Genomic DNA, 23356 nt, shown 5'->3' on the forward strand with positions numbered 1-23356 from the left:
GTGTGATTCCTCTCGTGCTGTCGTGTCGGTGAGGTGTCGAACCCGTCAGTCGCCCGCGACGGGCGCCGGGCGCAGCGCGTCCTGGAGCAGGCGGGTCAGGTCGGCGGGAGACTGGATGCCGCTGACGGGCGGCCTGCCGTCGATGATGAGCATCGGCACGCCGTTGACGCCCCGCTCCTTCGCCCTGCGCTCGTCGGCGCGGACGTCCTTGGCGTAGGCGTCGCCGTCGAGCAGCGCGCGGACCTGCCCGGCGTCGAGACCGGCCTCGACGCCGACGCGCTCCAGGACCTCGGGGTCGCTGACGTTGCCGCCCTCGCAGAGGTAGGCGCGCAGCAGCCGCTCCATCACCTGGTCGGCCAGGCCGTGGTCGGCGGCCAGGTGACGCAGCCGGTGGGCGTCGAAGGTGTTGACGGGCCTGGCGAGGGTGAGGTCGATGGCCACGCCCTCCGCCCGGCCGAGGGTGTGGATCAGCTCGACCCTGGCGCTGCCCTGCTCGCCCCACCAGTCGCCCATCGCCTCGGCCGCCGTCCTGCCGGGAGTACGGCCCTCCTCCGGCGACAGCTCGTAGCTGCGCCAGACGATCTCAAGCCGCTCCCTGCCCTCCGTCCCGGCCAGGGCCGTCTCAAGACGCCTTTTGCCGATGTAGCTCCACGGGCACAACACGTCGGCGTAGACCTCGACGGTCCTGGTCTGGTTATCGGTAGACATGGGGAATCCTCCCGTCCCGCGGCCAGTGCGCGGCGAACTCGGAAAACGGGTTTCGACGCCTTCGATGCTGCAACCTCAAGCACGCTAGAGGTCAAGCCGGGAAGTGATTGTCGGCGTTTCGGCCAACCCTTAGGACGACCCTCCCGATATGGCGACGGCCCTCGATGATCTCGTGTGCCCTGGCCACCTGCCGGAGAGGGAGGACGGCGTGGACGACATCTTTGACGCTGCCGTCCCTGAGATGGTCCACCAGCAATTTGTGGTCCGTCCGATAACGATCGGGACGGGCGGCCCGCCAGGCGGAAAGGGCAAATCCCGTCACATATTTAATCCCTATCAACTCCATGGGCGATATGTGAGGAATATCCAATCCACCGTGCGATGACCCGTAGAACACCAGTCGTCCGAACGGCGCCAGCAGACCGATCCCCTGCCGGAGCACCTGTCCCCCGACGCTGTCGAGGACGACGTCCACCCCGGCGCCGCCCGTCGCCTCCCGCACCCGCTCCGCCCAGTCGTCCTCGCCGTAGTCCACGACCAGGTCGGCGCCCAGATCCCGGACGAAGTCGCGCTTGGCCGCCGACCCCGCCGTCGCGATCACCTGCCCCGCCCCCGCCAGTACGGCCAGCTGCACGGCCAGGTGACCGATGCCGCCGGAGGCCGCGTGGACCAGCACCCGCTCCCCCTGCCGCAGGTCGGCCACGCCGAGCGTGCCCATCGCGATCGGCCCCGAGCCGGGCAGTACGGTCGCCCGCACGGCGTCCAGGTCCTCCGGCACCGGCACGAGCGAGGCGGCGTCGAGCACCGCGTACTCGGCGTAGGCGCCGTGCAGCGTGTAGGCGCCCACCCGGTCGCCGGGCCGTACGTCCTCGACGCCGGGGCCGGTCTCGACGACCACGCCGACGACGTCGCCGCCGAGCACGATGGGGAACGTCGGCCGCCACATCGGGGCGGGGAAGAGGTCACGCCGCATCTGGGTCTGCGCGAACCCCACGCTGACGGCCTCGACCTCGACCAGCACCTGCCCGGGTCCCGGCCTCGGCACCGGGACCTCCTCGGGACGCAGCACCTCGGGCGGGCCGTACTCGTGGACGCGGACGGCGAGCATCGTCCCCTCAGCCGGCATGGGGCCGCCGTCCACGTCCCTCACGCAGGGTGCTCGCCAGCCATTCGAGCTCCCGCAGGATCTCCTTGGCCGTCGAGGCGTAGCCCTCGGGGTCCTTGGGCCTGCCGTCCTCGCCGAAGACCTCCCTGGGGAACTGGAAGGTGAGCACCTCGCGCACCGTGACCGCCTCAAGGGCGGCCAGGATCTGCCGGGTGTGCTCGGCCGCCCGTATGCCCCCCGAACGCCCGCCGTAGGAGACCAGCGCGACCGGCTTGGCCCGCCACTCGGCGTCGCTCCAGTCCAGCGCGTTCTTCAACGAGGCGGGCAGGCTGTGGTTGTACTCGGGGGTGACCACGACGAAGGCGTCGGCGGCGGCGAGCCGTCCGGAGAGCCGGGCCGCGACGGCCGCGACCTCGGGGGCCGGGTCGCTCCCGAAGGCGGGCAGCACGACCGGCAACGGCGACTCCGCCAGATCGACGACGTCCGTGGTGAACCGCCCGTACTGGGCGACCTGCTCGGCGAACCAGTTCGCCACGGTCGGCCCGAAACGGCCCTCACGCACGCTTCCCACGACCAGGGCCAGGTGCAGGGGTGTCTGTGTCATCGGGACTCCTATCGGGAGGTGTGGACCAGCCGCTCGACGGCGGCCAGCGCCTGGGAGGGGCCGGGAAGCAGGGACATCTCGTGGGCGACGTCGCGGGCGCGCTGCCGGTAGGAGGGGGTGCCCAGCACCTCCCGGCAGGCCTCGGCCACGTTCTCCGGGGAGTCGTCCTCGGGAGGCAGCATCCTGGCGGCGCCGTAGTCGGTGAGCCTTCTGGTGAAGCCGAGCGCGTAGGGCAGGTAGGGGATGAGCAGCTGGGGCACTCCGTAGTGCATGTTCCCCAGGACCGTGGTGCCTCCGGCGTGGCTGACCACCAGGTCGCAGGTCGGGGCCACCACGTCCAGCGGCAGCCAGCCGGCCCTGACGTTGTCCGGCAGGGGGCGCAGCGCCTCCGCCACGTCGGCGGGCGCCGCGACCAGCAGCTCCACGTCCAGCGCGCCCACCTTGGCGACCAGGCCGCTGAGGATCTCGAAGTCGCGGTCCGGGGTGACCCGGCTGCCCGCGGAGACCAGCACCCGGGGCCTGTCCCCCTTGGTGTACATCCAGGACTCGACGCGGCCCTTGGTGGAGTAGGGGATGTATCTCATGATCTGGGCGGGCGGCGCGTCCGCCTCCCTGAGGCTGGGCGGGCAGATGTCGACGAACAGATCGGAACGCGGCATCTCGTGGAAGCCGAGCCGCTTCAGCCAGGGCCCCAGCTCTGCGGCGGCGGCCAGGTCGATCGTGCGGGGCTCGCCCATGTCGACCGCCTGCTTGACGTACGGCACGCCCGCGTGGCGGGCGACCAGCGGCGCGGCGAAGACCAGCGTGCCCCCGACCACCACGTCGGGGCGCCAGCGGTCGGCGAAGTCGAGCAGCCCCTCAAGGCACCAGCCGGCGTAGCGCCCGAAGCAACGCCCGTTGAAGATGTAGCGCTCGTGCAGGTCGGTCGGGATCGGACGGCGCTCGCCGTCGTCGTACAGCAGGGTGTCCAGCATTTTGCGCGAGGTGACCGCGACGGCCGTCAGCCCGGCCGAGGTGATGGTCGGCACCACGTTCTCCGGGGCCGCCATCACCACCTCGTGCCCGGCGTTACGCGCCGCCTGGGCCAGCGGGATGATCGAGAAGATCACCCCGGACGTCCCCCCGGCCACGAACAGGACTCTCACGCCACGACCTCCTCGGTCAGCAGGGGAACGAGGTCGGCGGGCAGCGGCATCTCGTGGATCTCGGCGCGCAGCCGGTGCGCCGCCTGCCCGTAGGCGGGATCGGCCAGCACCTCCCGGCAGGCCGCGACGACCTCCTCCGTCTCCACCGGAGCCCCCGGGACCGCCGAGGCTCCGACCTGTCTGGCCGCCCCGAGACGCGCCAGCCTGTCGGCGTGCTCGTCGAGGCCGGGGTCGCCGGGCAGCAGGACCTGCGCCGCCGCCCGTGCCAGGCAGGTCAGGACGACGTCCGGGCGCCCCCGGTGGACCACGACGTCCCCGGGCCGTACGGCGACGCCGAGCGGGACCCGGCCTGCGCGCACGCCGGGCGGCACCGGCCCCTCCTCGCGGCCGGTCACCACGATCTCGGCCTCCAGCTCCCGCAGCCCCTCCAGCAGGTCCGGCCGCGTCTCACCGTGGTCGTGCACCAGGACACGCGGCCTGTCCTGTCCGGGGTGGGCCCACGGCGGCAGGGCGCTCTGCGTCTCGTAGGGGATGTGCCGCAGCGGCAGGGCGGGGGCCGCGTCGGGGGCACGCAGGCTGGGCGGCGCCACGCTGACCGAGCGCCACGGCGCGGGAAGCTCGTACAGGCCGAGTTTCTCCAGCTCCGGTCCCAGCTCGGCGACGGCCGCCAGCATGTGGACGACCGGCTCCGCCAGATCGGTCGCGAACCGGACGTACGGCACACCGCCGTCGTGCGCGGCCAGCGGCGCCGCGTAGGCCGTGGCGACCCCGACCACCCGGTCGGGACGCCAGTCCCGCACCAGGGCCAGCAGCCCGTCCAGGCCGTCGGCGGCGAAGCGGCCGAACACCCGGCCCACGGCCAGGTCGTGTTCGTGTCCCGGCTCGGGAAGCTCGACGGTCCGCCCCCTGCGGTCCACGAGGAAGTCGGACAGCGTCCTCGACGAGATCGCGACCCCGGGCAGGCCCGCGGCGGCCACGACGGGAAGGACGTCCTCGTGACCCGCGACGAAGACCTCGTGCCCGCCGAGCCGTACGGCCTGGGCCAGCGGGACGAGTGGATAGCAGGCCCCTGCCGTGTGGCCCGCCACGAAGAGAACTCTCATGCGCACGTCCCCGGTTTCTGTCGAGGGTTTGGTCAGGCGTGACAGGCGGGCAGGCCGCCGTTGAACTCGACGATCTCCCCGAACACGGCGGGCACGTCCAGCGGCAGGCCCGGCTCACCGCCCGGTTCGCCGAGTTCGAGCAGTGCCCGGTGCAGGTTGCCCACGAGCCGCTCGGGGTCGAGCAGCCCGCCGTACTCGCCGAGGGAGCACTCGCGGGCCGTGCCGAGGGCGTCGAGCCCGCGCCGTGCCCCGTCGGCCGCGACCCGCCGCAGCCAGCGCAGGTAGGCCTCGGTCTCGTCGAAGGCGTGCGGCCCGGCGACGGGGCCGTGGCCGCCGACGACGACCTCGGGGCGCAGCTCCCGCAGCAGGTCCAGGGTGGCCAGCGTCCCGCTGACCGTCCCCATCATCACGAACGGCGTACAGCCCGGCATGACGATGTCCCCGGCGAACAGGACGCGTTCCTCCGGCAGCCAGACCACGGTGTCGTGCCGGGTGTGCGCGGGACCCGCCGAGATGAGTTCGATCCGCCTGCCGCCCGCGTGCACCGTCAGCCGGTCGGTGTAGGTGACGCCGGGCGGCACGACCCCGACGTCCCCCCACTCCACGTCGGGCCACAGCCCGGTCAGCGCGAGCCCGGTCTCGGCGATCTCCTCGCGCGTGCCCGCGTGGCTCACCACGGTCGCCTCGGGGCCGAAGACCGCGTTGCCGAAGACGTGGTCGCCGTGGAAATGGGTGTTGACCACGAGCCTGCGGTCTCCCCCGGCGACCCCGTCGACGGCGTCCCGCAGCGCCAGGGCCCGGCGTTCGGTGGCCGCGGTGTCCACGACCACGGCCCCGTCGGGCGTGGTGATCACTCCGGCGTTGTTGAGGCACCAGCCCCCGTCCGGCTGGAGGTAGGCGTGGACACCCTCGGCCACCTCGACCAGCTCAGGCGCGACCATGAGACGTTCCCCTTTCTGTGGTCGTTCCTGTGGCCGGTCACCCCGCCGACGGCAGAGCGGACCGGCTCACGAACGCGCCCGCCACGGCGGGCAGCTGCAGCCCGGCGTGACCCGCGCCGGTGGTCACGTCGCGCCAGTGCCGTTGCAGCGGCTCGCTCTCCGACTGGCCCCTGCTCCCCGAGCTGCGCAGCAGCCGGTCGGCGGCGGTCGCGAGCAGGTCGGCCGCCAGCGCGCAGTCACGCCCGTTGCGCGCGGTGAGCAGGGCGTCGACGGGCGCCTGGTCGGCGACCTCGGCGACCCGCCGCAGCAGCAGGGCCGCCGCGTCCACCTCGCCGTCCGCGCGGGCCAGGGTCAGCTCGTAGGAGCCCCTGCCGACCCCACCGGAGATCGCCCCGGCGGGCGCGAGCAGCTTGTCGCGCACCAGCTCCGACCAGCGCCGCAGCGCGCCGCGCGCGGCGCCGAGCAGCGGGGCGGTCAGGGTGAGCCCGTTGCCCGCCTTCATCGGCACCCGGTGGCAGACGGCCCGCGCGTCGGGGGCCTCACCGGCGAGCAGGTCGTCGAGCGCGACCGAACGGGCCTCGGGGACCTCGGTCTCGTCGAGGATCAGGGTGTTGCTCCCGGTCGCCCGCATGCCGCTGTTGAACCAGGTGTCGGCGACGCCGTACGCGGCGCGGGGGACCGCGAAGAACCTGGCCCCCCGCTCCGTTCTCGCGCACAGCAGCGCCCAGTCCGAGTGGGCGATCCCGCTGACGTACGGCCACTGGCCGCGTACCCGCCAGCCGCCGGAGACCCGCTCGGCCGTACCGGCCTGGACGAGGCCCCCCACGATCACGGCGTGGGGGCCCTCGGCCCAGACCTCCCGCCGCCCCTCCTCGGGGAGGTAGGCGGCCAGTCTGCCGGTGCCCGCCGTCAGGGACGCGAACCAGGCGGCGGACGCACAGCCCTCCCCCACCTGTGTCACGGCGGACAGCAACTCGGTGAAGCCTCCCGCCGCGCCGCCGTACCCGGCGGGCACGAAGTGCCTGACGAAGCCCGCGTGGACGATCGCCTCGACCACGTCGGGGGTGAGCTGTCTGTTCGCCTCTGCCTCCGCGGCACGCTTGGCGGCCACGGCGGCGGTCTCCCTGACGGCGTCAGGGGACAGGGAGGCGGGGGTGGCTTCCGGCATGTCGGATCACCCGATGGTGGTCGTGGTGAAGGTCACGGGGCTCGCCGGGTCCACGTAGTTCTCGAACGGGTCCCACTGACCGCTGACGGTCTGCTCGCGGTACCAGTAGAAGGCCGGGTCGGCGAAGCTGGAACCGCCGGGCGAGGTCGTGACCGTGCCCGTGGCACCCGCGCGGACCTTGACCACCAGGTCGGGCACGTCGAACTCGACCCCGCCCTGGAAGGTGCCGTTGCTGCGCAGGACCAGGTCGGAGCCGTTCCGCTCGACCCAGAAGTGGGCGCCGCCGAGGTTGCTGCCCCCTTCGAGGCGGTAGCGCAGGATGGTGGCGTCACCGGAGACCCGGTAGGCGATCCGCAGGTCGGTCAGCGTCTTGTTGTGCGCGGGCACCGCGAAGATCGGCGCCGAGTCGAACCTGACACGGAAGTCGTCGCCGGGCTCGACCGTCGCGGGGGCGGTCACGGTGTAGTCGCGGGTGTAGCCCTCGATGGGGGTCCACACGCCGTCGATACGGGTCCGCGAGATGTACGGAACCGTCACCGTCGCGGTGGTCCGCACGGCCCCCGTCGCTGTCCCCGTCGCCCCCGTCGTCGTGGTCTGCCGGGCCTCGGCCGGGGCGGTCAGGCCGGTCAGGGCCACGGCGGCGAGGCAGGCCGCGGCGGCGGTACGGAGGGTCCACTTGTTCATGCGTGTTTCCTTCGTTCGTTACCCATTGTTTTCCAGGAGGTTTTCCGGGTTTTTCGGCGTGAGCCGTCCCCGGCGTAGGAGAGACACGAGGTCAGGAGGAGATCAGGGTGGTGGTGAAGACCACCGGCGCGTCAACGGGGACGTAGCACTGGAAGGGGTCCCACTGGCCGTTGACCGCGTGCTCACGCGTCCACCCGAAGGCGGGCCGGTCGAACCCGGAGCCCCCCGGCGACGTGGTGACCGTGCCCGGCTCCTCCGCGCGCACCGTGACGACCAGGTCGGGCACCGCGACCTCGACCCCGCCCGCGATGGTCCCGCCGAAGCCGACCACCAGGTCGTCGTCCTGCCGCTCGGCGGTGAACTCCAGCCCGCCGGGGGTGTCGCCCCCGCGCAGCTCCCACTCCAGTACGGCCGCCTGGCCGGAGACCCGGTAGGCGATCCGCAGGTCGGTCAGCGTCCGGTTGAACGCGGGCAGGGCCAGGATCGGCGCGCTGGCGAAGACGACCGTGAACTCCTCTCCCGGCGCGACCCGTTCCGGAGCGGTCACCGTGAAGTCCCTGGAGTACTCGATCGGCGTCCACTCGCCGTCGATCCTGGTCCTGGCCAGGTACGGCACGCTCACCGCGACACCTCACCGTTCACCGGGCCGTTCACTGGGCCGCCCGCCGCCGCGCCGACCGTGGTGGCCGGTTCCGGCTGCCAGTCGTGCTCGACCCATCGGGACCTGACCAGCAGGCCGCCGTCGGCGTCCTCGACCAGCACGTCGTGGACCACGCAGCTCGGCGCGATCTCCGGCTGCCTGACCCCGGGGCGGGTCGCGACGACGAGCACGTAGAAGGTGGCGTGGATCTCGCCGCCGGAGCCCGGTTCCACGCGCAGCATGTTGAACCAGTGGCGCCGCTGCACGGGGTCGCCGGCGAAGCGCTCCCGGTGGAAGGCCTTCAGCTCCTCGGCGATGCCCGCGCGGGTCCTGGCCGCGGGCCGTCCCGGTGTGTGCCGGAACTCGCCGTCCTCGGTGAAGGTCTCGGCGTAGGCGTCGAATTCACCACCGTCGAGCGCGTGCATCTGGGTGGCGTGGAACTGCTGTATCCGCGCGTACAAATCCGGTGGGGCCGTAACTTCTCTCATCTGGCGGACTCCTTTCGAGAAGTCCTCATAATGCTAGAAAGAGGCGCTCGAATGACACTTGAGAAACGTGGCCGACCGCTCATCCGGGCTCCGCCACGGTGCCGCGAGCCCCGTTCAGTTGCCGGATATTTCCGGATTCAACACGGGCAAGGGCATCAAGGATGGCATTCTGCCTAATGTCCCTTTTTGTGGAGAGTTCCGGGTAATTTCCCACGCCGTAGACCCGTTCCGCCTCCGAGCTCAGCAGCTCGATCGTCTCCTCCGTCAGCTCGGGACTGCCGAGTTCCCGCCAGCTCGCCTCAAGTCCCCGGCCCAGGTGCCCGAGCCAGCGGCGCAGACCTCCCTCGCCGCCCCCCAGGTGGAAGGCCTGGAACGGCCCGACCGTCGCCCACCGCAGGCCGATCGAGTTGACCACGACGCTGTCCAGCTCCTCCATCGTGACCACGCCCTCGCGGACCAGGTGGATGCTCTCCCGCAGCAGCGCCGTCTGCAGCCGGTTGGCCACGAACCGGGGCACCGGCCTGCGCAGCGCGATCGGGACCTTGCCGACCGAGCGGTAGAAGGCGATCGTCTCCTCGATCGCCTCCGGGGTGGTGCTCGTGCCGCCGACCACCTCGACCAGCGGCACCACGTGCGGCGGGTTGAAGGGATGGCCGACCACCAGCCTGCCCTGGTCCGGGACCCGCTCGCCGAAGTCGTCGGGCACCAGCGTCGAGGTCGAGGACAGCAGCAGCGCCCCGGGCGGGGCCGCGCCCGCGATCACCCCGAACAGCTCCCGCTTCAGCACCGGGTCCTCCGGGGCGTTCTCCTGCACCACGTCGGCGCCGGAGACCGCCCGCGCCACGTCGGGTTCGAAGCGCAGCCCGGCCAGCAGCTCCTCCGGGTCACGCCCGCCGCCGGGCAGCGTCGGCGCGAAGGTCCGCAGCCCCTCCTCGACGACCCGCCGGGCGTCGGGGCGCCTGCTGTTGACGGTGACGTCCAGCCCGTGCGCCGCGAACAACGTGATCCAGCCCAGCCCGATCGTGCCCGCGCCGATGACCGTCACGGCGCCTGGTCGCGTTCCCATCCGTTCCGTCCTCCCTGTCGGGCTTGTCGGGCTCACCAGCCGACCGCGCCGGTGTTGAGGCAGGCGAGCAGGGAGCGCGCCTGGACGTTGACGTAGTGCGGGTGCCGCGCCAGGAAGCGCAGCTGCCCCGGGGTGACCCAGCGGAAGCCGGGCGGCGGGTCGAGCGGCGCGTCCGCCTCGTTCACGTCCACCACCAGGTAGCGGCCCTCCGCGTTGAGGAACCTGCCGCCCTCCTCCGAGTGGATCGCCCGGTAGCGGACGCTCTCCGGCCTGGCGGTCAGCACCAGGTCCAGGAAGGGCGGCCGGTCGGCGCCGCTCAGGTGGGCGTAGTTCTCCGGGGTGTACTGGACGGTCGGGGCCAGCTCGATCGTGTCGCGCAGTCCCGCCTCCGCCTTGGCGTGCACCAGAACGTGCGGGACCCCGCCGATGCGCCTGGTCAGGAAGGCCGTGACGGCCAGGCCGTGCGGTTCGAGCAGCGGCTGGGTCCAGCGGGTCACCTCGCGGTTGCCCGCCGCGACGGAGACCGCGACGATGCTGAAGTAACGGCCCGCGTCGTGGTCGATGGACCAGGGGCCGCGCCGCCAGTCGTTCACCTCGGTCAGCGGCATCAGCTCCACCCGCATCTCCCGCCTGGCCCGCTCCGCGGTGAACCAGGACAGCAGCTCGGTGTCGCTGTGCAGCGCGCCCGCCTCGTCGGAGCCGATCGGCGCGCAGGCCAGGACCGTACGGGCGTCCATGTTGACGACGTTGTCCCGGCGCAGCAGCTCCCCGATCTGCCCGAGCGTCAGCCAGCGGAAGTCGTCGCCGATCGGGACGTCCTCGTCCACCTCGACGATCATGTTGCGGTTGATCTTCTGGTGGAACCACGAGCCCTGCTCCGACTGGAGCACGTCGGCCAGGACCCGCCCCCTGGTGGGATCGACGAAGTACTCCAGGTAACGCACCTCGGAGCCCCGGTGCACCTTGGTGTAGTTGCTCCGGGTGGCCTGGACGGTCGGCGACAGTTGCAGCAGGTTGGGGTTGCCCGGCTCCATCTTCGCCTGCATCAGCAGGTGCGGAACCCCGTCGAACTCCTTGAGCAGCAGGCCGAGGATGCCGACCTCGGGCTGTTTGATGATCGGCTGGTCCCAGCTCAGGACGGGCCCCTGGTCGGCCGTGACACGCAGCCCCTCGACGGTGAAGAACTTGCCGCTGTGGTGGGCCAGCCTCGCGCCGTCCTCGACGAAGTCCCACTGGTCGAGTCTGGCGAACGGGATGCGTTCGACGACGAAGCGGTGGGCCAGGGCGCGTTCGGCCAGCCAGTCCGTGACCTGCGCGGTGCTCAGCTGCCAGCCCGCCGTCGTCTCCGCCAGCGAGCGCGCGAGCCGTTCGGCCAGTCCGGCGTCCTCCCTGGCGCGCAGCCTCGGCAGGTCGAACAGCCCGGCCGTCATGCCCCCACCCCCGCCGCCGTCCGCAGGGCGTGTTTGACCGGCCCCCACCAGCCGGGGTTGTCCCGGTACCAGGCGACCGTCTCGGCCAGCCCCCGCTCGAACGGTACGGCGGGCCGGTAGCCGAGTCGTTCACGGATCTTGGTGTCGTCGAGGGAGTAGCGCCGGTCGTGCCCCTTGCGGTCGGCCACGGGACGGATCACCGAGCGGTCGGCGCCGAGCAGCGCGATCAGCCGTTCGGTGACGGCGATGTTGGTCTGCTCGCTGCCGCCGCCGATGTTGTAGACCTCACCCGCGTTACCCCGGGTCAGGACGAGCTGGACGCCCCGGCAGTGGTCGTCGACGTGCAGCCAGTCGCGGACGTTGAGGCCGTCGCCGTACAGGGGCAGCGGCTCGCCTTCGAGCAGGTTGGTGACGAACAGCGGGATCATCTTCTCGGGGTGCTGGTGGGGGCCGTAGTTGTTGGAGCAGCGGGTGATCGAGACGTCGAGCCCGTAGGTGCGCCAGTAGGAGCGGACGAACAGTTCGGCCGCCGCCTTCGAGGCCGCGTAGGGGGAGTTGGGCAGCGGCGGGCACTCCTCGTGCCAGGAGCCCTCCTCGATGGAGCCGTACACCTCGTCCGTCGAGACGTGCACCACCCGCTCGACCCCGGCCGCGAGACAGGCCTCCAGCAGCGTCTGGGTGCCTCCCACGTTGACGTGCGCGAACTCGGCGGCGTTCCTGAGGGAGCGGTCGACGTGCGTCTCGGCGGCGAAGTGGACGACCGCGTCGTGCCCGGGCAGCAGGTCGAGCAGCAGCGGCAGGTCGCAGACGTCGCCGTGCACGAATTCGAGGCGGGGGTGCCCGATCGGCAGGTTCGCGATGTTGCCGGCGTAGCTGAGCTTGTCGAGCACGGTGACCCGGACGTCGTGGAAGCCCGGGTAGCCGTCGTCGAGAACGGTGCGCGCGTAGTGCGAGCCGATGAAACCGGCGCCGCCGGTGACCAGCAGTCTCATGCCGCCGTCTCGATTCTGGCCTCGTCGCCGACCACGAGCCGTAACACGCCGTCCGGCGGACGCCCTCCGACGACCGTGCCGCGCCCGATGACGGAGTCACGCAGCCCGGCCACGCCCGTCAGGCGGGCCCCGTCCATCACGACCGAGTCCCGCAGCCGGGTGCCGCTGATCACGCACCCCCTGCCGACGGTCGTGCCGGGGCCGATCTCGCTGTCCTCGACCACGCTGTCGCCGCCGATGAGCGCCGGGCCCTCGATGCGGGACCGTACGACACGGGCGCCCGCCTCGACGACCACCGGGCCGGTGACGCCGCTGGCCGCGTCGATCGAGCCGTCGAGACGCGGGGGCAGGCCGCCGAGCAGCCGCCGGTTGCAGTCGAGGACGTCCTCGACCCGGCCCACGTCCCGCCAGTAACCAGGGTACTCGGCGGCCGTTACCTCGGCCCCGTCGTCGACCAGCCACTGGATCGCGTCGGTGATCTCCAGCTCGCCCCTGGCGCTCGGCCGGATGGCGGCGACGGCCCGGTGGACGGCGGCGGTGAAGAAGTAGACGCCGATCAGGGCGAGGTCGCTGCGGGGCCTTCGCGGCTTCTCGACCACCCGCTCAAGCCTGCCGTCGGGACCGAACTCGGCCACCCCGAACGACTGCGGATCGGCGACCTTGCGTACCACCACGTGTGCGGCGGGCCGGTTCGCGGTGAAGCGCGCCGCGGGCTCGGCGACCCCCTCGGGCAGCATGTTGTCCCCGAGGTACATCACGAAGTCGTCCTCCCCGAGGAACGGCCTGGCGATCGTGACGCAGTGCGCCAGGCCGAGCGGCTCGTCCTGCGGGATGTAGGTCACGCTCATCCCCAGCCCGCCGCCGTCACCGATCGCCTCGCGGATCTGCCGTTCCCCGGCGCCGACGACGATCCCGGCCTCGGTGACGCCGACGGCCCTGAGGTTGTCCAGGACGTGTTCGAGAACCGGTCTGTTGACGATGGGGATGAGCTGTTTTGGCATGGAGTAGCTGAAAGGGCGCAGGCGGGTTCCCGTCCCGCCTGCCAGCACCAGAGCCTTCACGGCGGAGTCCTCTCTGGACGATCTCGACGATCGCGGCGCCGGGCCGCTATGTGCTCTCCCGCTGCCGCTGGAACCCGTTGACGACCTCAAGCCAGCGCTCGTGGTCGGTGACGCGCTCGGCGGCCTGGTCGGCGACCTCGGGATGCGGAAGGATCAGGAACCGCTCCTCGGCGATCCCCTTGAGCAGCGCGTCGGCGACCTCCTCCGGGCCGATGGCGGTGGAGGTGAGCGTCAACCCGCTCGAACTCGCGGCCCTGCGCGTCTCGGTGCGGACGCCGCGGGGGCAGACGGCGTGCACGCTGACGCCGCGGTGCCGGTAGGTCAGTGACAGCCATTCGGCGAAGGCCAGCGCCGCGTGCTTGGACACCGCGTACGGCGCCGCCCCGACCATGGTGAGCAGTCCCGCCGAGGAGACGACGGAGACGAAACGCCCCTGCCCCCGTTCGAGCCAGCCGGGCAGCAGGTCCCGCGCGGCCCGCACGTGGGCCATCACGTTGACCTGCCAGGCGCTCTCCCAGTCCTCCTCGGGCGCCTCGGGACCACCGGCCCGTACGGCTCCCGCGTTGGCGCAGTAGACGTCGATCCGCCCGCCGAGCAGGCGCAGGGCCTCGGGCACCAGGCCCCGCTCCGCGTCGCCGGGCAGGGCGATCCCGCCGATCTCCCCGGCCACCTCCTCGGCGCGCTCAGGATGGCGGTCGTTGACGACGACCCGGGCACCCTCCTCGGCGAACCGCCTGGCCAGCGCGGCCCCGATGCCGCGTCCCGCGCCGGTGACCACGACCGCCGCCTCTCGCAGGCCCATGCCGTACGGCTCCTCTCTCACGCGCCGTGCCCGGCGGCCCGCAGACCGTCCAGGGCCCGGCTCGCGGCGTAGTCCGGCAGGATCCCGGCGCGTTCCGCCTCGGCGAGCGTGGGAGCCCGCCGGTCGCGCTCGGACAGGATCAGGTCCAGGTCGCGCGGCAGCGGCAGCCCCAGGGCCGGGTCGAGCGGCGAGACCGCCAGCTCGTTCTCCGCGACGTATCCCGTGGACAGCAGGTAGGAGACGGCCGTGTCGTCCTCAAGCGCGACGAACAGGTGCCCGACGCCGACCGGGAGGTAGACCGACCTGAAGTCCCGCTGGTCGAGGACCACGCTGTCCCACACGCCGTAGGTCGGCGACCCCACCCGGGTGTCGAGGACCACGTCCAGGGCGACGCCCCCGGCGCAGTAGGCGTACTTCGCCATGCCGGGAGGTGTGGCGGTGAAGTGGACGCCGCGGACCACCCCGCGCCGCGACCGGCTGTGGCTGGCCTGCGCCACCGGGAACAGCGGGCGCCCGACCGCCCTGACGAACGGTTCCTCCTGGTAGGGCGACAGGAAGAAGCCCCGTTCGTCCCCGAACACCTCGGGGGTCAGCTCGTAGGCCCCCTCGACCTTCAGCTCGCGGACGCGCATCCCGCTCACCCGGCGCCCAGGACGCCGACGTACAGGCCGGGCCCCGCCCAGTCGTGCTCGACGAACTCCGCGGCGAAGCCCGCGCGGGTGAAGGCGTCGAGATACTCCCGCCGGGAGAACAGCGACATGACGTGGACGTCGGAGTGGTGGCTGATCCCCGTCTCCGGGTGGGCGGCCGTCCAGTGCACCTCCATCCGGCTGGCGGCTCCCTCCCGCTGCCACGTCGAGTGGGAGACCCGGGAGACCGTCAGGCCGCCGACCTTCACCACGTCCCCCTGGACGTGCCCGGGGAGGAAGTTCTCCGGCGCCCACCAGGGTTCGACGACCACGACACCACCCGGGTTGAGGTGCCTGGCGAAGCTCTCCAGCGTCGCGGTCAGCTCACCGACGTCGGCCAGGTAGCCGACCGAGCTGAACATGCAGGTCACCGCGTCGTAGGTGACGCCGAGGTCGAACTTGCGCATGTCGCCCTGCCACAGGGGCACCCCGGGGACCCGGTCACGGGCCCTGGCGAGCATCCGCTCGGACAGGTCGACCCCGGCGACCTCGCCGAACGTCCCGGCGAAGTGACGCAGGTGCGAGCCGGTCCCGCAGGCGACGTCGAGCAGGCTCCGCGCGCCGGGGTTGCGCTCGCGGATCAGCGCCGAGGTGACCGCGGCCTCCCGCTCGTAGTCCTTGCCCCTGCCCTCGTAGACCACCTCGTAGAGGTCGGCCCTGTCGTAGGCCCCGAGGACCTCGCTCTCGTTCATCTGACGCCCTCCAACGGGTCGGCTCCTACAGCGTGGACAGCACTTCGCGCAGCGCGGCGATCACCTTGTCCTGCAGCTCCTCCGACAGCGCCGGGTACATCGGCAGGGAGAAGATCTCCTTGGCCAGCCGTTCGGTCACCGGCAGCGACCCGGCGCCGTAGCCCAGGTGGGAGAAGCCGGTCATCGTGTGCACCGGCCAGGGGTAGCTGATGTTCAGGGAGATCCCGTACGACTTGAGCCGCTCGATGATCCGGTCCCGTTCCGGGTGGCGGACCACGTACACGTAGTAGACGTGCTCGTTGCCCGGCGCCGTGGACGGCAGCAGCAGCCCGCCGGGGCCGGTGAGGTCGCCGAGCGCCTCCTCGTACCGCCTGGCGACCGCCTGACGTGCGGCGATGTAGGAGTCGAGTCTGCGGAGCTTGCGACGCAGGATCTCGGCCTGCACCTCGTCGAGCCGGGAGTTGTGCCCGGGGGTCTGCACGACGTAGTAGACCTTCTCCATGCCGTAGTAGCGCAGCCGCCGCAGGTTCTGCTCGATCTCGTCGTCGGAGGTGGCCACCGCCCCCGCGTCGCCGTACGCGCCGAGCACCTTGGTCGGGTAGAAGGAGAAGGCCGCGGCGTCCCCGAGCGTCCCGGCCAGCCTGCCGTGGTGACGGGCGCCGTGCGACTGGGCGCAGTCCTCAAGGATCTTCAGCCCGTGCTCGTCGGCCAGGGCGCGCAGCGGCGCGAAGTCCACGCACTGGCCGTACAGGTGCACCGGCAGCAGCGCCTTGGTCCGCGGGGTGATCGCGGCGGCCACCTGGGCGGTGTCCATGAGGAAGTCCTCCTCGCGGACGTCCACGAAGACGGGCCTGGCCCCCGCCCCGTCGATGGCGACCACGGTGGGGGCCGCGGTGTTGGACACCGTGACGACCTCGTCGCCGGGGCCGACCCCGAGCGCCTCAAGCCCCAGCTTGACGGCGTTCGTCCCGTTGTCCACGCCGACGCTGTGCCTGAGCCCGTGGTAGGCGGCGAACTCCTCCTCGAAACCCTTGACGCTGGGCCCCAGGATCAGCTGGCCGGAACGGAAGACCGTGTCCACGGCGTCGAGGATGTCCTCACGCTCGTTGTCGTACTCCGCCAGGTAGCTCCAGACGTAGGTGCTCATGAACGTGCTCCCGGTCCTTCCGGTGGTCAGCTGTGGGCTCCGATGAGGGGGAAGACGCGGTCGTCGTCGAGCGGCTGGCCGGGCAGCAGCCCGCCCAGGTCGTCGGGGACGAGGTCGCTCGGCTCGTAGACGGCTTCGGCGTCCATGTAGACGGTGGCCAGCGAGACCCTGACCTCGTCGGTGTCGTTGCGGCCCGCCAGGTGCAGGACCCGCTCGTGGTGGAAGGTGACGTCCCCGGCCCGGACCGGGACGGTGACCCGCGGCTCCCAGACCAGGTTCACCGGGCAGCGGAAGGGGTCCTGGTCCCCGGAGTCGTCCCGCTCGTGCGGGACCAGGTGCGAGCCGGGGATGTAGCTCATGCAGCCCCGCTCGACCGGGACGTCGGTCAGCGCCACCCAGGCGGTCAGGCCGATGGACCGGCCGGCGAACGGGATGGCCGGGGCGTCGGCGTGCAGCGGGGTCAGGGCCGACCCCGCGGTGCCCTTGCGCAGGAGCTCCGACTTGAACAGCCGCAGCGGGCCTCCCGCCAGCCGTTCGGCGACGGCGGTCACCCGGGGGTGCAGCGCCAGGCCGCGCAGTTCCTCACTGACACGGTCGACGTGGGGGACCCAGTCCATGACCCGCCCGTCGGCCCGGTCCCAGTTCACCTTGTCCGCCTCGTCGAGACGGACAAGGGAGACCGCCAGGAGGCTCTCCACCTCCTGCGGCGTCAGTACGCCGGGGATTCGGATGAACCCCTCCCGCCGATAACGCTCAACCACTTCGTCGGAGACGAGGTCGGGCATGTGCCTGCTCCTTCCCGTGTGCCCCGCGGCGCCCTCGTGGACGCCGGGAACGATCGGACGGCGCGAGTGTCTCCGACACGACTCGAAGCGCGGTCGAGCCTTCCTCCATCGGGTCCCCGAGCCGATTTCGAGCTGTGCTCAAGGCGGCTGACCCATGCTGCTGCTGGCTCCGCGATCGACGGACGCCCGCACACGGGTACACAGCCTGGAGGTACGCCGATGGAAAGTTCAGCCAGAGGCCGGCGCGTCGTCATGACGGGGATGGGCGTCCGCACTCCCGGCGGGGCAGGCACCAAGGAGTTCTGGGACCTGCTCACCTCGGGGAGGACGGCCACCCGCCGGATCTCCTTCTTCGACGCCTCACCCTTCCGCTCGCAGGTCGCGGCCGAGGCCGCCTTCGACCCCGTCGCCGAGGGCCTGACCCCCCGGCAGATCCGCAGGATGGACCGGGCGACGCAGTTCGCCGTCGCCTGCACCCGGGACGCGGTCGCCGACAGCGGACTCGACTTCGACGCGCTCGACCCCTACCGGGTCGGGGTGAGCCTGGGCAGCGCGGTCGCCTCGGCGACCAGCCTGGAGAAGGAGTACCTCGTCATGTCGGACGCGGGCAGGAACTGGCTCGTCGACCCCGCCTACCTGTCGCCGCACATGTTCGACTACCTGAGCCCGGGGGCGATGCCCGCCGAGGTCGCCTGGACGGTCGGGGCGCAGGGGCCGGTGACGATGGTCTCCGACGGGTGCACCTCCGGCATCGACGCGGTCGGCCACGCCGTACGGCTCATCCGGGAGGGCAGCGCCGACATCATGATCGCCGGGGCGACGGACACCCCGATCTCGCCGATCGTCGTCGCCTGCTTCGACGCGATCAAGGCGAGCACACCGCGCAACGACGACCCCGAGCACGCCTCCCGGCCCTTCGACCGGACCCGTGACGGCTTCGTCCTCGCCGAGGGGGCCGCCGTGTTCGTCCTTGAGGAGTACGAGGCGGCGCGGGCCAGGGGCGCGCACATCTACGCCGAACTCGGCGCCTCGGCGACCCGGTGCAACGCCCACCACATGACGGGCCTGACCAGGCACGGCCGGGAGATGGCCGAGGCGATCAGGAACGCGCTCGACGACGCGCGGGCCGACGCCACCGACATCGACTACGTCAACGCCCACGGCTCGGGCACCCAGCAGAACGACCGGCACGAGACCGCCGCCTTCAAACTGGCGCTCGGCTCCCACGCCTACCGGGTGCCGGTCAGCTCCATCAAGTCGATGGTCGGCCACTCGCTCGGCGCGATCGGCGCCATCGAGATCGCCGCCTGCGCGCTGGCCATCGAGTACGACGTCGTGCCGCCGACCGCCAACCTCCACGAACCCGACCCCGCCTGCGATCTGGACTACGTGCCGCTGACCGCCAGGGAGCTGCCGGTGCGCACCGTGCTCACGGTCGGCAGCGGCTTCGGCGGCTTCCAGAGCGCCATGGTCCTGCGAGCCGTCGCGTGAGCGGCCCGGCCGTACGGCCCGCGCCGGCCGGGCACGTTCCCACGGTCGTCACGGGCGTCGGCGTGGCCGCGCCCAACGGCCTGGGCACCGAGGAGTACTGGCGGAACGTGCTCGAAGGCCGCAGCGGCATCACGGAGATGACCAGGTTCGACACCTCCGGCTACCCGTTCAAGCTGGCCGGGCAGATCACCGGGTTCGTCGCCGAGGACCACCTGCCCGCCAGGCTGCTGCCGCAGACCGACGTCTCGACCCGGCTGGCGCTGGCCGCCGCCGACTGGGCGCTCGCCGACGCCGCCGTCGAACCCGGCGACGGGGAGAACTACGACATGGGGGTGATCACCTCCAACGCCACCGGCGGGTTCGAGTTCACCCACAGGGAGTTCCACAAGCTGTGGGACCAGGGGCCGTCCTACGTCAGCGTCTACGAGTCCTTCGCCTGGTTCTACGCGGTCAACACCGGCCAGATCTCCATCCGCAACGGGCTGCGCGGCCCCGGTGCCGCCCTGGTCGGCGAGCAGGCGGGCGGGCTGGACGCGCTGGGGCACGCCTGCCGTACGGTGCGGGAGGGCACCGGCCTGGTGATCAGCGGAGGGGTCGACTCCGCGCTCGACCCGTGGGGGTACCTCTCCCAGTTCGCGGGCGGCCTGGTCAGCGCGGAGTCCGACCCGCGCCGCGCCTACCTGCCCTTCGACGCCGCGGCCGGCGGCTACGTGCCCGGCGAGGGCGGGGCCGTACTGGTCGTGGAGTCCGCCGAGGCCGCCGAACGCCGGGGAGCGCCGCGGATCTACGGTGAGATCGCCGGATACGCGGCGGCCTTCGACCCGCCTCCCGGCTCCGACCGGCCACCCGCGCTGCGCCACACCGCCGAGCAGGCCATCGCCCGCGCCGGTCTGCGGCCCGGCGACATCGACGTGGTCTTCGCCGACGCCGCGGGCGTGCCGCGCCTCGACCTGGCCGAGGCCCAGGCCATCAGCGGCCTTTTCGGCCCGGGGGCGGTGCCGGTGACCGCGCCCAAGGCCCTGACCGGACGGCTCTACGCGGGCGGCGGCCCGCTGGACGTCGTGACCGCCCTGCTGTCCATCAGGGACGGGGTGATCCCGCCGACCGCGCACACCAGCGACGTCCCCGGCTCCTACGGCATCGACCTCGTCGTCGGGGAGCCGCGCGCCCTGCCGGTCTCGACCGCGCTCGTCGTGGCCCGTGGCAGGCACGGCTTCAACGCGGCCGTCGTGGTACGCGCCTGGACGAACTGATCCCGTTCCCAGCCCGAACCACGCCGTGGAAGACGGCGTGGTGTGAAAGGAGCACGACCATGTCCGCACTGAGCATCGACGACCTGCGCCGCGTCCTGGTGGAGTGCGCCGGGGAGGCCGAGGGAGCCGAGTTCGACGGCGACGGCCGGACGTTCGAGGAGCTGGGATACGACTCCCTCGCCCTGATCGAGACCGCCGCCAGGCTCAAGCAGCGCTACGGCATCGACCTCGACGACGGCGACGTCATGGCGGCCGAGACCCCGGCCGCGCTGCTGTCCCTGGCCAACGCGGCGGCCCGCTCCTGAGACCTCCCCGACCCTCCCGGGTCTCGGCGCCTTCCCAGGACTTCCTCGGACTTTCCGGGCGTGGTGCCCTCCCGGGACGGGACCTTCCCCGACGTGACATCGAAAGGCCAGTAGATGAGCACACACCGCACCGAGCACACGCTCACGGTCGACGCCCCGGCCCGCGTGCTGTACGACCTGGTCTCCGACGCCGGGACCTGGCCCGCCGTCTTCGGGCCCAGCGTGTACGTCCGGCACCTGGAACGCGACGCGAACCGGGAGCGCTTCCGCATCTGGGCCGTGGTGAACGACGAGGTGCGGAGCTGGACCTCGCGCAGGGAGCTGGACCCGCAGGGGCTCTCGGTCACCTTCCGGCAGGAGCACAGCAGGCCCCCGCTCTCCTCGATGGGAGGCGGCTGGCGCTTCCGCGAGCTTCCCGGCGGCCGGACCGAGATCGTCCTTGAGCACGTCTTCGAGACCGACGGCACGCCGGAGGCCCTCACCTGGGTCACCGCCGCGCTCGACCGCAACAGTCCCGAGGAACTGGCCGCCCTCGCCCGGATCGCCACCCTGGCACCGCGCCCACAGGACGTGGTCGTCTCCTTCACCGACACCGTCGAGGTGCCGGGGACCGCCGCCGAGGCCTACGACTTCATCCACCGCGCCGACCTGTGGGAGCGGCGGCTGCCGCACGTCGAACGGGTCAGCCTGCGTGAGGACGCGCAGGGCGCGCAGGTGCTGGAGATGAGCACCCGTACGGCGGACGGCGCGGCGCACGAGACCCGCTCGATCCGGATCTGCGAGCCGGGCGCCTGGATCGCCTACAAACAGCAGCTCACCCCGGCCCTGCTGCTCGGCCACAGCGGACTGTGGACGTTCACCGACGGCCCCGGCGGCGCCGTCGTTACCTCCCGGCACACCGCGGTGATCTCGCCGGAGGCGGTGCCCGCCGTCCTCGGGCCGGGCCGTACGCTCGCCGACGCCCGGGAGTACGTCCGCACGGCGCTGAGCCGCAACAGCCTGGCCACCCTGGAGGCGGCCGCCGCCCAGGCCAGGGCCGCCCGGTGACACCCCGATGACATGACGCCGCCCCGGAGCCGAGCGGGCTCCGGGGCGGCACCGTCTGTCTGGCACTGTCCGTCTGGCACTGTCCGTCTGGCACTGTCCGTCTAGGGCGATCGCGCCGTGGCGATCCCGTCCTGGACGGCCCCGCCCTTGGGCGGCGCCGCCCCTCCTCGTCAGGTCAGGCCCGGCCGGGAGCCGTCAGTAGTTGCCCAGGCCGCCGCAGACGTTGAGGGCCTGGGCGGTCACGGCCTGGGCGTCGTCGTCGACGAGGTAGTCCACCATGGCCGCCACCTCCTTCGGCTCCACGTAACGCCCGATCGGGACGCGGGTGGTGATGCGGTTCTTGGTCTCCTCCTCGTCCACCCCCCAGATCGCGGCGTAGTGCTTGCGCACCCGCTCGGCCATGGGCGTCTCGACGAACCCGGGACAGACCGCGTTGACGGTGATGCCGGTCCTGGCCAGTTCGAGGCCGAGCGCCTTGGTGAAACCGACCACCCCGTGCTTGGAGGCCGAGTACGGCGCGGCGTGCACCACCCCCTGCTTGCCGCCCGTCGAGGCGATGTTGATGATGCGGCCCCGGCCCGCCGCCAGCATCCCGCCCGCGTTCAGCACCTCCTTCGTCATCAGGAACACGCTGTTGAGGTTGGTGTTGATGACGTCGAACCAGAGGTCGTCGTCGAGTTCGGCGGTGGCTCCGCCCCCGCTGCGCCCGGCGTTGTTGACCAGGATGTCGACGGGGCCGTACCGCTCCCTGGCCGTGCGCACGAACGCGCGGATCTCCTCGGGCCTGGAGACGTCACAGGTCGTGCCGTCCACCTCGTACCCCTGCTCACGCAGGGACTTGACGGTCGCGGCGACGTCCTCGGCCCCGCGGGCGCAGACGAAGACCGCGGCGCCACGGCGGGCGAGCCGTTCGGCGATCTCCCGCCCGATCCCGCTGGTCGCCCCGGTGACGAGGGCGACGGGACGCGCGGGACGGTCGGTCGGCGTGATGTCGGTCGTGTCGGTCAACTCGGCTCCCTCGCTTCGGCGAACACCTCACGTGCAGAGTGCCGCAGCGCGCTCAAACCCTGGTCGAGAAGCTCTCGGGGAGGCCGACGCCGTACGGCCTGGGCCGGATGCCTCCGCCGTCGGTGACCAGGTCGAGGGTCGGGTCCCCGGCGAGCATCGCCAGGTGCAGGCGGCGCAGGCGGGCCGACGGTTCGATGCCGAGCTCCTCGACGAGCTTGGCCCGCAGCCGGTGGAACTCCTCAAGCGCCCGTGACACGTTGCCCGTGCGGTACAGCGCCAGCATGAGCTGGGAACGGAAGCCCTCGTGCATGGGGTGCTCGGCGACCAGGACACTCAGCTCCGGGAGCAACGCGGCCTGTCTGCCCAGTTGCAGGGCGGCGTCGATCCGCTGTTCGAGCACGCTCATCCGCAGGTGCTCCATGCTCATGACCTCGCGTTGCAGGATTCTGCCGTGCGGGACGTCCACCAGGGCCGGCCCCCGCCACAGCCGCAGGGCCCGTTCGAGCGTGGCCAGTGCCCGGGGGTCACCCGCCTCGTGCGCGGCGATGCCCGCGGTGGCCTGCGCCTCGAACTCCTCGGCGTCGGAGAGCCCCGGGCCGCGTTTGAGCATGTAGCCGCCGAAACAGGTGACAAGAAGCTCCTTGGGGGAACGTCCCGACTCCCTGGGCTGCGCGGCGGCGATCTTGTTACGCAACTGGAGCACGTAGGTCTGCAGGGTCGTGGAGGCGCTGCGCGGTATGCGGTCCCCCCAGAGTTCCTCCATCAGGGTGGACACCTGGACCACCCGTTCCCCGCGCAGCGCGAGAAGGGAGAGGACCTGCCGTGGCTTGCCCGCGCTCGGCACCACGGAGATTCCGCCTTCACTGATTCTCAGCGGACCAAGGACACTGATATCCAACAGATAACCCCCTCTTCTATTTACAGGTACTTTACATCTGACGTCTTCAACTCCCTGTCCAGCACCCTCAGAGCCTTACACACATCCATCTGTGAAACCATGTG

25 protein-coding genes are annotated in these 23356 nt (G+C 71.9%); 4 read left to right on the plus strand and 21 right to left on the minus strand.

The genetic code is table 11. The features are described 5' to 3' along the window. Positions 1 to 45: 45 nt before the first annotated feature. From ABZ470_RS05485 to ABZ470_RS05575, 19 genes are all read right to left on the minus strand, one after another. Positions 46 to 708, minus strand: coding sequence for a DsbA family oxidoreductase (locus ABZ470_RS05485; RefSeq protein ID WP_362910149.1), 663 nt, complete (start codon positions 706 to 708; stop codon positions 46 to 48). A gap of 91 nt (positions 709 to 799) precedes the next feature. Beyond that, on the minus strand, positions 800 to 1834 hold the full coding sequence (locus tag ABZ470_RS05490) for a zinc-binding dehydrogenase (RefSeq protein WP_362910151.1): 1035 nt from the start codon (positions 1832 to 1834) through the stop codon (positions 800 to 802). Next, a complete protein-coding gene (locus ABZ470_RS05495; RefSeq protein WP_362910153.1) occupies positions 1824 to 2417 on the minus strand; it encodes an NAD(P)H-dependent oxidoreductase in 594 nt (197 codons plus the stop codon). Before ABZ470_RS05495 ends, ABZ470_RS05490 begins: the two co-directional genes overlap by 11 nt. 8 nt (positions 2418 to 2425) lie before the next feature. After that, entirely contained in the window at positions 2426 to 3562 is a 1137-nt protein-coding gene (locus tag ABZ470_RS05500) for a nucleotide disphospho-sugar-binding domain-containing protein (protein ID WP_352009891.1), read from the minus strand. After that, complete coding sequence (locus ABZ470_RS05505; protein WP_362910155.1) at positions 3559 to 4665, minus strand: nucleotide disphospho-sugar-binding domain-containing protein; 1107 nt, start codon at positions 4663 to 4665, stop codon at positions 3559 to 3561. The genes ABZ470_RS05500 and ABZ470_RS05505 overlap by 4 nt, the downstream gene beginning before the upstream one ends. A 32-nt stretch (positions 4666 to 4697) precedes the next feature. Next, complete coding sequence (locus tag ABZ470_RS05510; RefSeq protein WP_362910157.1) at positions 4698 to 5606, minus strand: MBL fold metallo-hydrolase; 909 nt, start codon at positions 5604 to 5606, stop codon at positions 4698 to 4700. A 37-nt stretch (positions 5607 to 5643) separates the two neighbouring features. After that, positions 5644 to 6774: an acyl-CoA dehydrogenase family protein gene (locus ABZ470_RS05515; RefSeq protein ID WP_362910159.1), complete on the minus strand. Its 1131-nt coding sequence runs from the start codon at positions 6772 to 6774 to the stop codon at positions 5644 to 5646. Between the two features lie 6 nt (positions 6775 to 6780). After that, positions 6781 to 7458 carry a hypothetical protein gene (locus ABZ470_RS05520; protein WP_362910161.1) on the minus strand — a complete coding sequence of 226 codons (678 nt, stop codon included), beginning with the start codon at positions 7456 to 7458 and terminating at the stop codon, positions 6781 to 6783. A gap of 91 nt (positions 7459 to 7549) precedes the next feature. Beyond that, entirely contained in the window at positions 7550 to 8080 is a 531-nt protein-coding gene (locus ABZ470_RS05525; protein WP_362910163.1) for a hypothetical protein, read from the minus strand. Next, positions 8077 to 8586, minus strand: a complete 510-nt coding sequence (locus ABZ470_RS05530) for a nuclear transport factor 2 family protein (RefSeq protein WP_362910165.1) — start codon at positions 8584 to 8586, stop codon at positions 8077 to 8079. The genes ABZ470_RS05525 and ABZ470_RS05530 overlap by 4 nt, the downstream gene beginning before the upstream one ends. A 79-nt stretch (positions 8587 to 8665) precedes the next feature. After that, positions 8666 to 9652 carry a 3-hydroxyacyl-CoA dehydrogenase NAD-binding domain-containing protein gene (locus tag ABZ470_RS05535; protein ID WP_362910167.1) on the minus strand — a complete coding sequence of 329 codons (987 nt, stop codon included), beginning with the start codon at positions 9650 to 9652 and terminating at the stop codon, positions 8666 to 8668. A 32-nt stretch (positions 9653 to 9684) separates the two neighbouring features. Further along, positions 9685 to 11082 (minus strand): NDP-hexose 2,3-dehydratase family protein, encoded by a 1398-nt coding sequence (locus ABZ470_RS05540; protein ID WP_362910170.1) that lies wholly within the window; start codon positions 11080 to 11082, stop codon positions 9685 to 9687. Continuing rightward, entirely contained in the window at positions 11079 to 12074 is a 996-nt protein-coding gene (gene rfbB / locus ABZ470_RS05545) for a dTDP-glucose 4,6-dehydratase (protein WP_362910171.1), read from the minus strand. Before rfbB ends, ABZ470_RS05540 begins: the two co-directional genes overlap by 4 nt. After that, positions 12071 to 13135: a glucose-1-phosphate thymidylyltransferase gene (locus ABZ470_RS05550; protein ID WP_352009901.1), complete on the minus strand. Its 1065-nt coding sequence runs from the start codon at positions 13133 to 13135 to the stop codon at positions 12071 to 12073. Before ABZ470_RS05550 ends, rfbB begins: the two co-directional genes overlap by 4 nt. Before the next feature lie 46 nt (positions 13136 to 13181). Then, positions 13182 to 13937, minus strand: a complete 756-nt coding sequence (locus ABZ470_RS05555) for an SDR family oxidoreductase (RefSeq protein WP_352009902.1) — start codon at positions 13935 to 13937, stop codon at positions 13182 to 13184. A 17-nt stretch (positions 13938 to 13954) separates the two neighbouring features. After that, complete coding sequence (locus ABZ470_RS05560; RefSeq protein WP_362910173.1) at positions 13955 to 14569, minus strand: dTDP-4-dehydrorhamnose 3,5-epimerase family protein; 615 nt, start codon at positions 14567 to 14569, stop codon at positions 13955 to 13957. A gap of 5 nt (positions 14570 to 14574) precedes the next feature. Beyond that, positions 14575 to 15318, minus strand: coding sequence for a class I SAM-dependent methyltransferase (locus ABZ470_RS05565; RefSeq protein WP_352009904.1), 744 nt, complete (start codon positions 15316 to 15318; stop codon positions 14575 to 14577). A gap of 25 nt (positions 15319 to 15343) precedes the next feature. Further along, a complete protein-coding gene (locus ABZ470_RS05570) occupies positions 15344 to 16465 on the minus strand; it encodes a DegT/DnrJ/EryC1/StrS family aminotransferase (RefSeq protein WP_352009905.1) in 1122 nt (373 codons plus the stop codon). A 26-nt stretch (positions 16466 to 16491) separates the two neighbouring features. After that, complete coding sequence (locus ABZ470_RS05575; protein ID WP_362910176.1) at positions 16492 to 17250, minus strand: phytanoyl-CoA dioxygenase family protein; 759 nt, start codon at positions 17248 to 17250, stop codon at positions 16492 to 16494. Positions 17251 to 17469: 219 nt separating this feature from the next. Between ABZ470_RS05575 and ABZ470_RS05580 the strand changes: the two genes are divergently transcribed. From ABZ470_RS05580 to ABZ470_RS05595, 4 genes are all read left to right on the plus strand, one after another. Further along, positions 17470 to 18741: a beta-ketoacyl-[acyl-carrier-protein] synthase family protein gene (locus ABZ470_RS05580; RefSeq protein ID WP_352009907.1), complete on the plus strand. Its 1272-nt coding sequence runs from the start codon at positions 17470 to 17472 to the stop codon at positions 18739 to 18741. Then, a complete protein-coding gene (locus ABZ470_RS05585) occupies positions 18738 to 19994 on the plus strand; it encodes a ketosynthase chain-length factor (RefSeq protein WP_362910179.1) in 1257 nt (418 codons plus the stop codon). The genes ABZ470_RS05580 and ABZ470_RS05585 overlap by 4 nt, the downstream gene beginning before the upstream one ends. 59 nt (positions 19995 to 20053) lie before the next feature. After that, complete coding sequence (locus tag ABZ470_RS05590; RefSeq protein WP_352009909.1) at positions 20054 to 20299, plus strand: acyl carrier protein; 246 nt, start codon at positions 20054 to 20056, stop codon at positions 20297 to 20299. A 114-nt stretch (positions 20300 to 20413) separates the two neighbouring features. Further along, on the plus strand, positions 20414 to 21346 hold the full coding sequence (locus ABZ470_RS05595) for an aromatase/cyclase (RefSeq protein ID WP_362910181.1): 933 nt from the start codon (positions 20414 to 20416) through the stop codon (positions 21344 to 21346). A gap of 195 nt (positions 21347 to 21541) precedes the next feature. Here ABZ470_RS05595 and fabG read toward each other — a convergent pair whose 3' ends face one another. Further along, entirely contained in the window at positions 21542 to 22354 is an 813-nt protein-coding gene (gene fabG, locus ABZ470_RS05600; RefSeq protein WP_362910183.1) for a 3-oxoacyl-ACP reductase FabG, read from the minus strand. A gap of 52 nt (positions 22355 to 22406) precedes the next feature. Further along, the gene (locus ABZ470_RS05605; RefSeq protein WP_352009912.1) at positions 22407 to 23201 is read right to left on the minus strand and encodes an AfsR/SARP family transcriptional regulator; all 795 of its coding nucleotides are present in this window, start codon (positions 23199 to 23201) and stop codon (positions 22407 to 22409) included. Positions 23202 to 23356 lie beyond the last annotated feature (155 nt).

Origin of the sequence: Streptosporangium sp. NPDC020072, from assembly GCF_040631445.1 — a bacterium.
In the GTDB taxonomy this organism is placed as follows: domain Bacteria; phylum Actinomycetota; class Actinomycetes; order Streptosporangiales; family Streptosporangiaceae; genus Streptosporangium.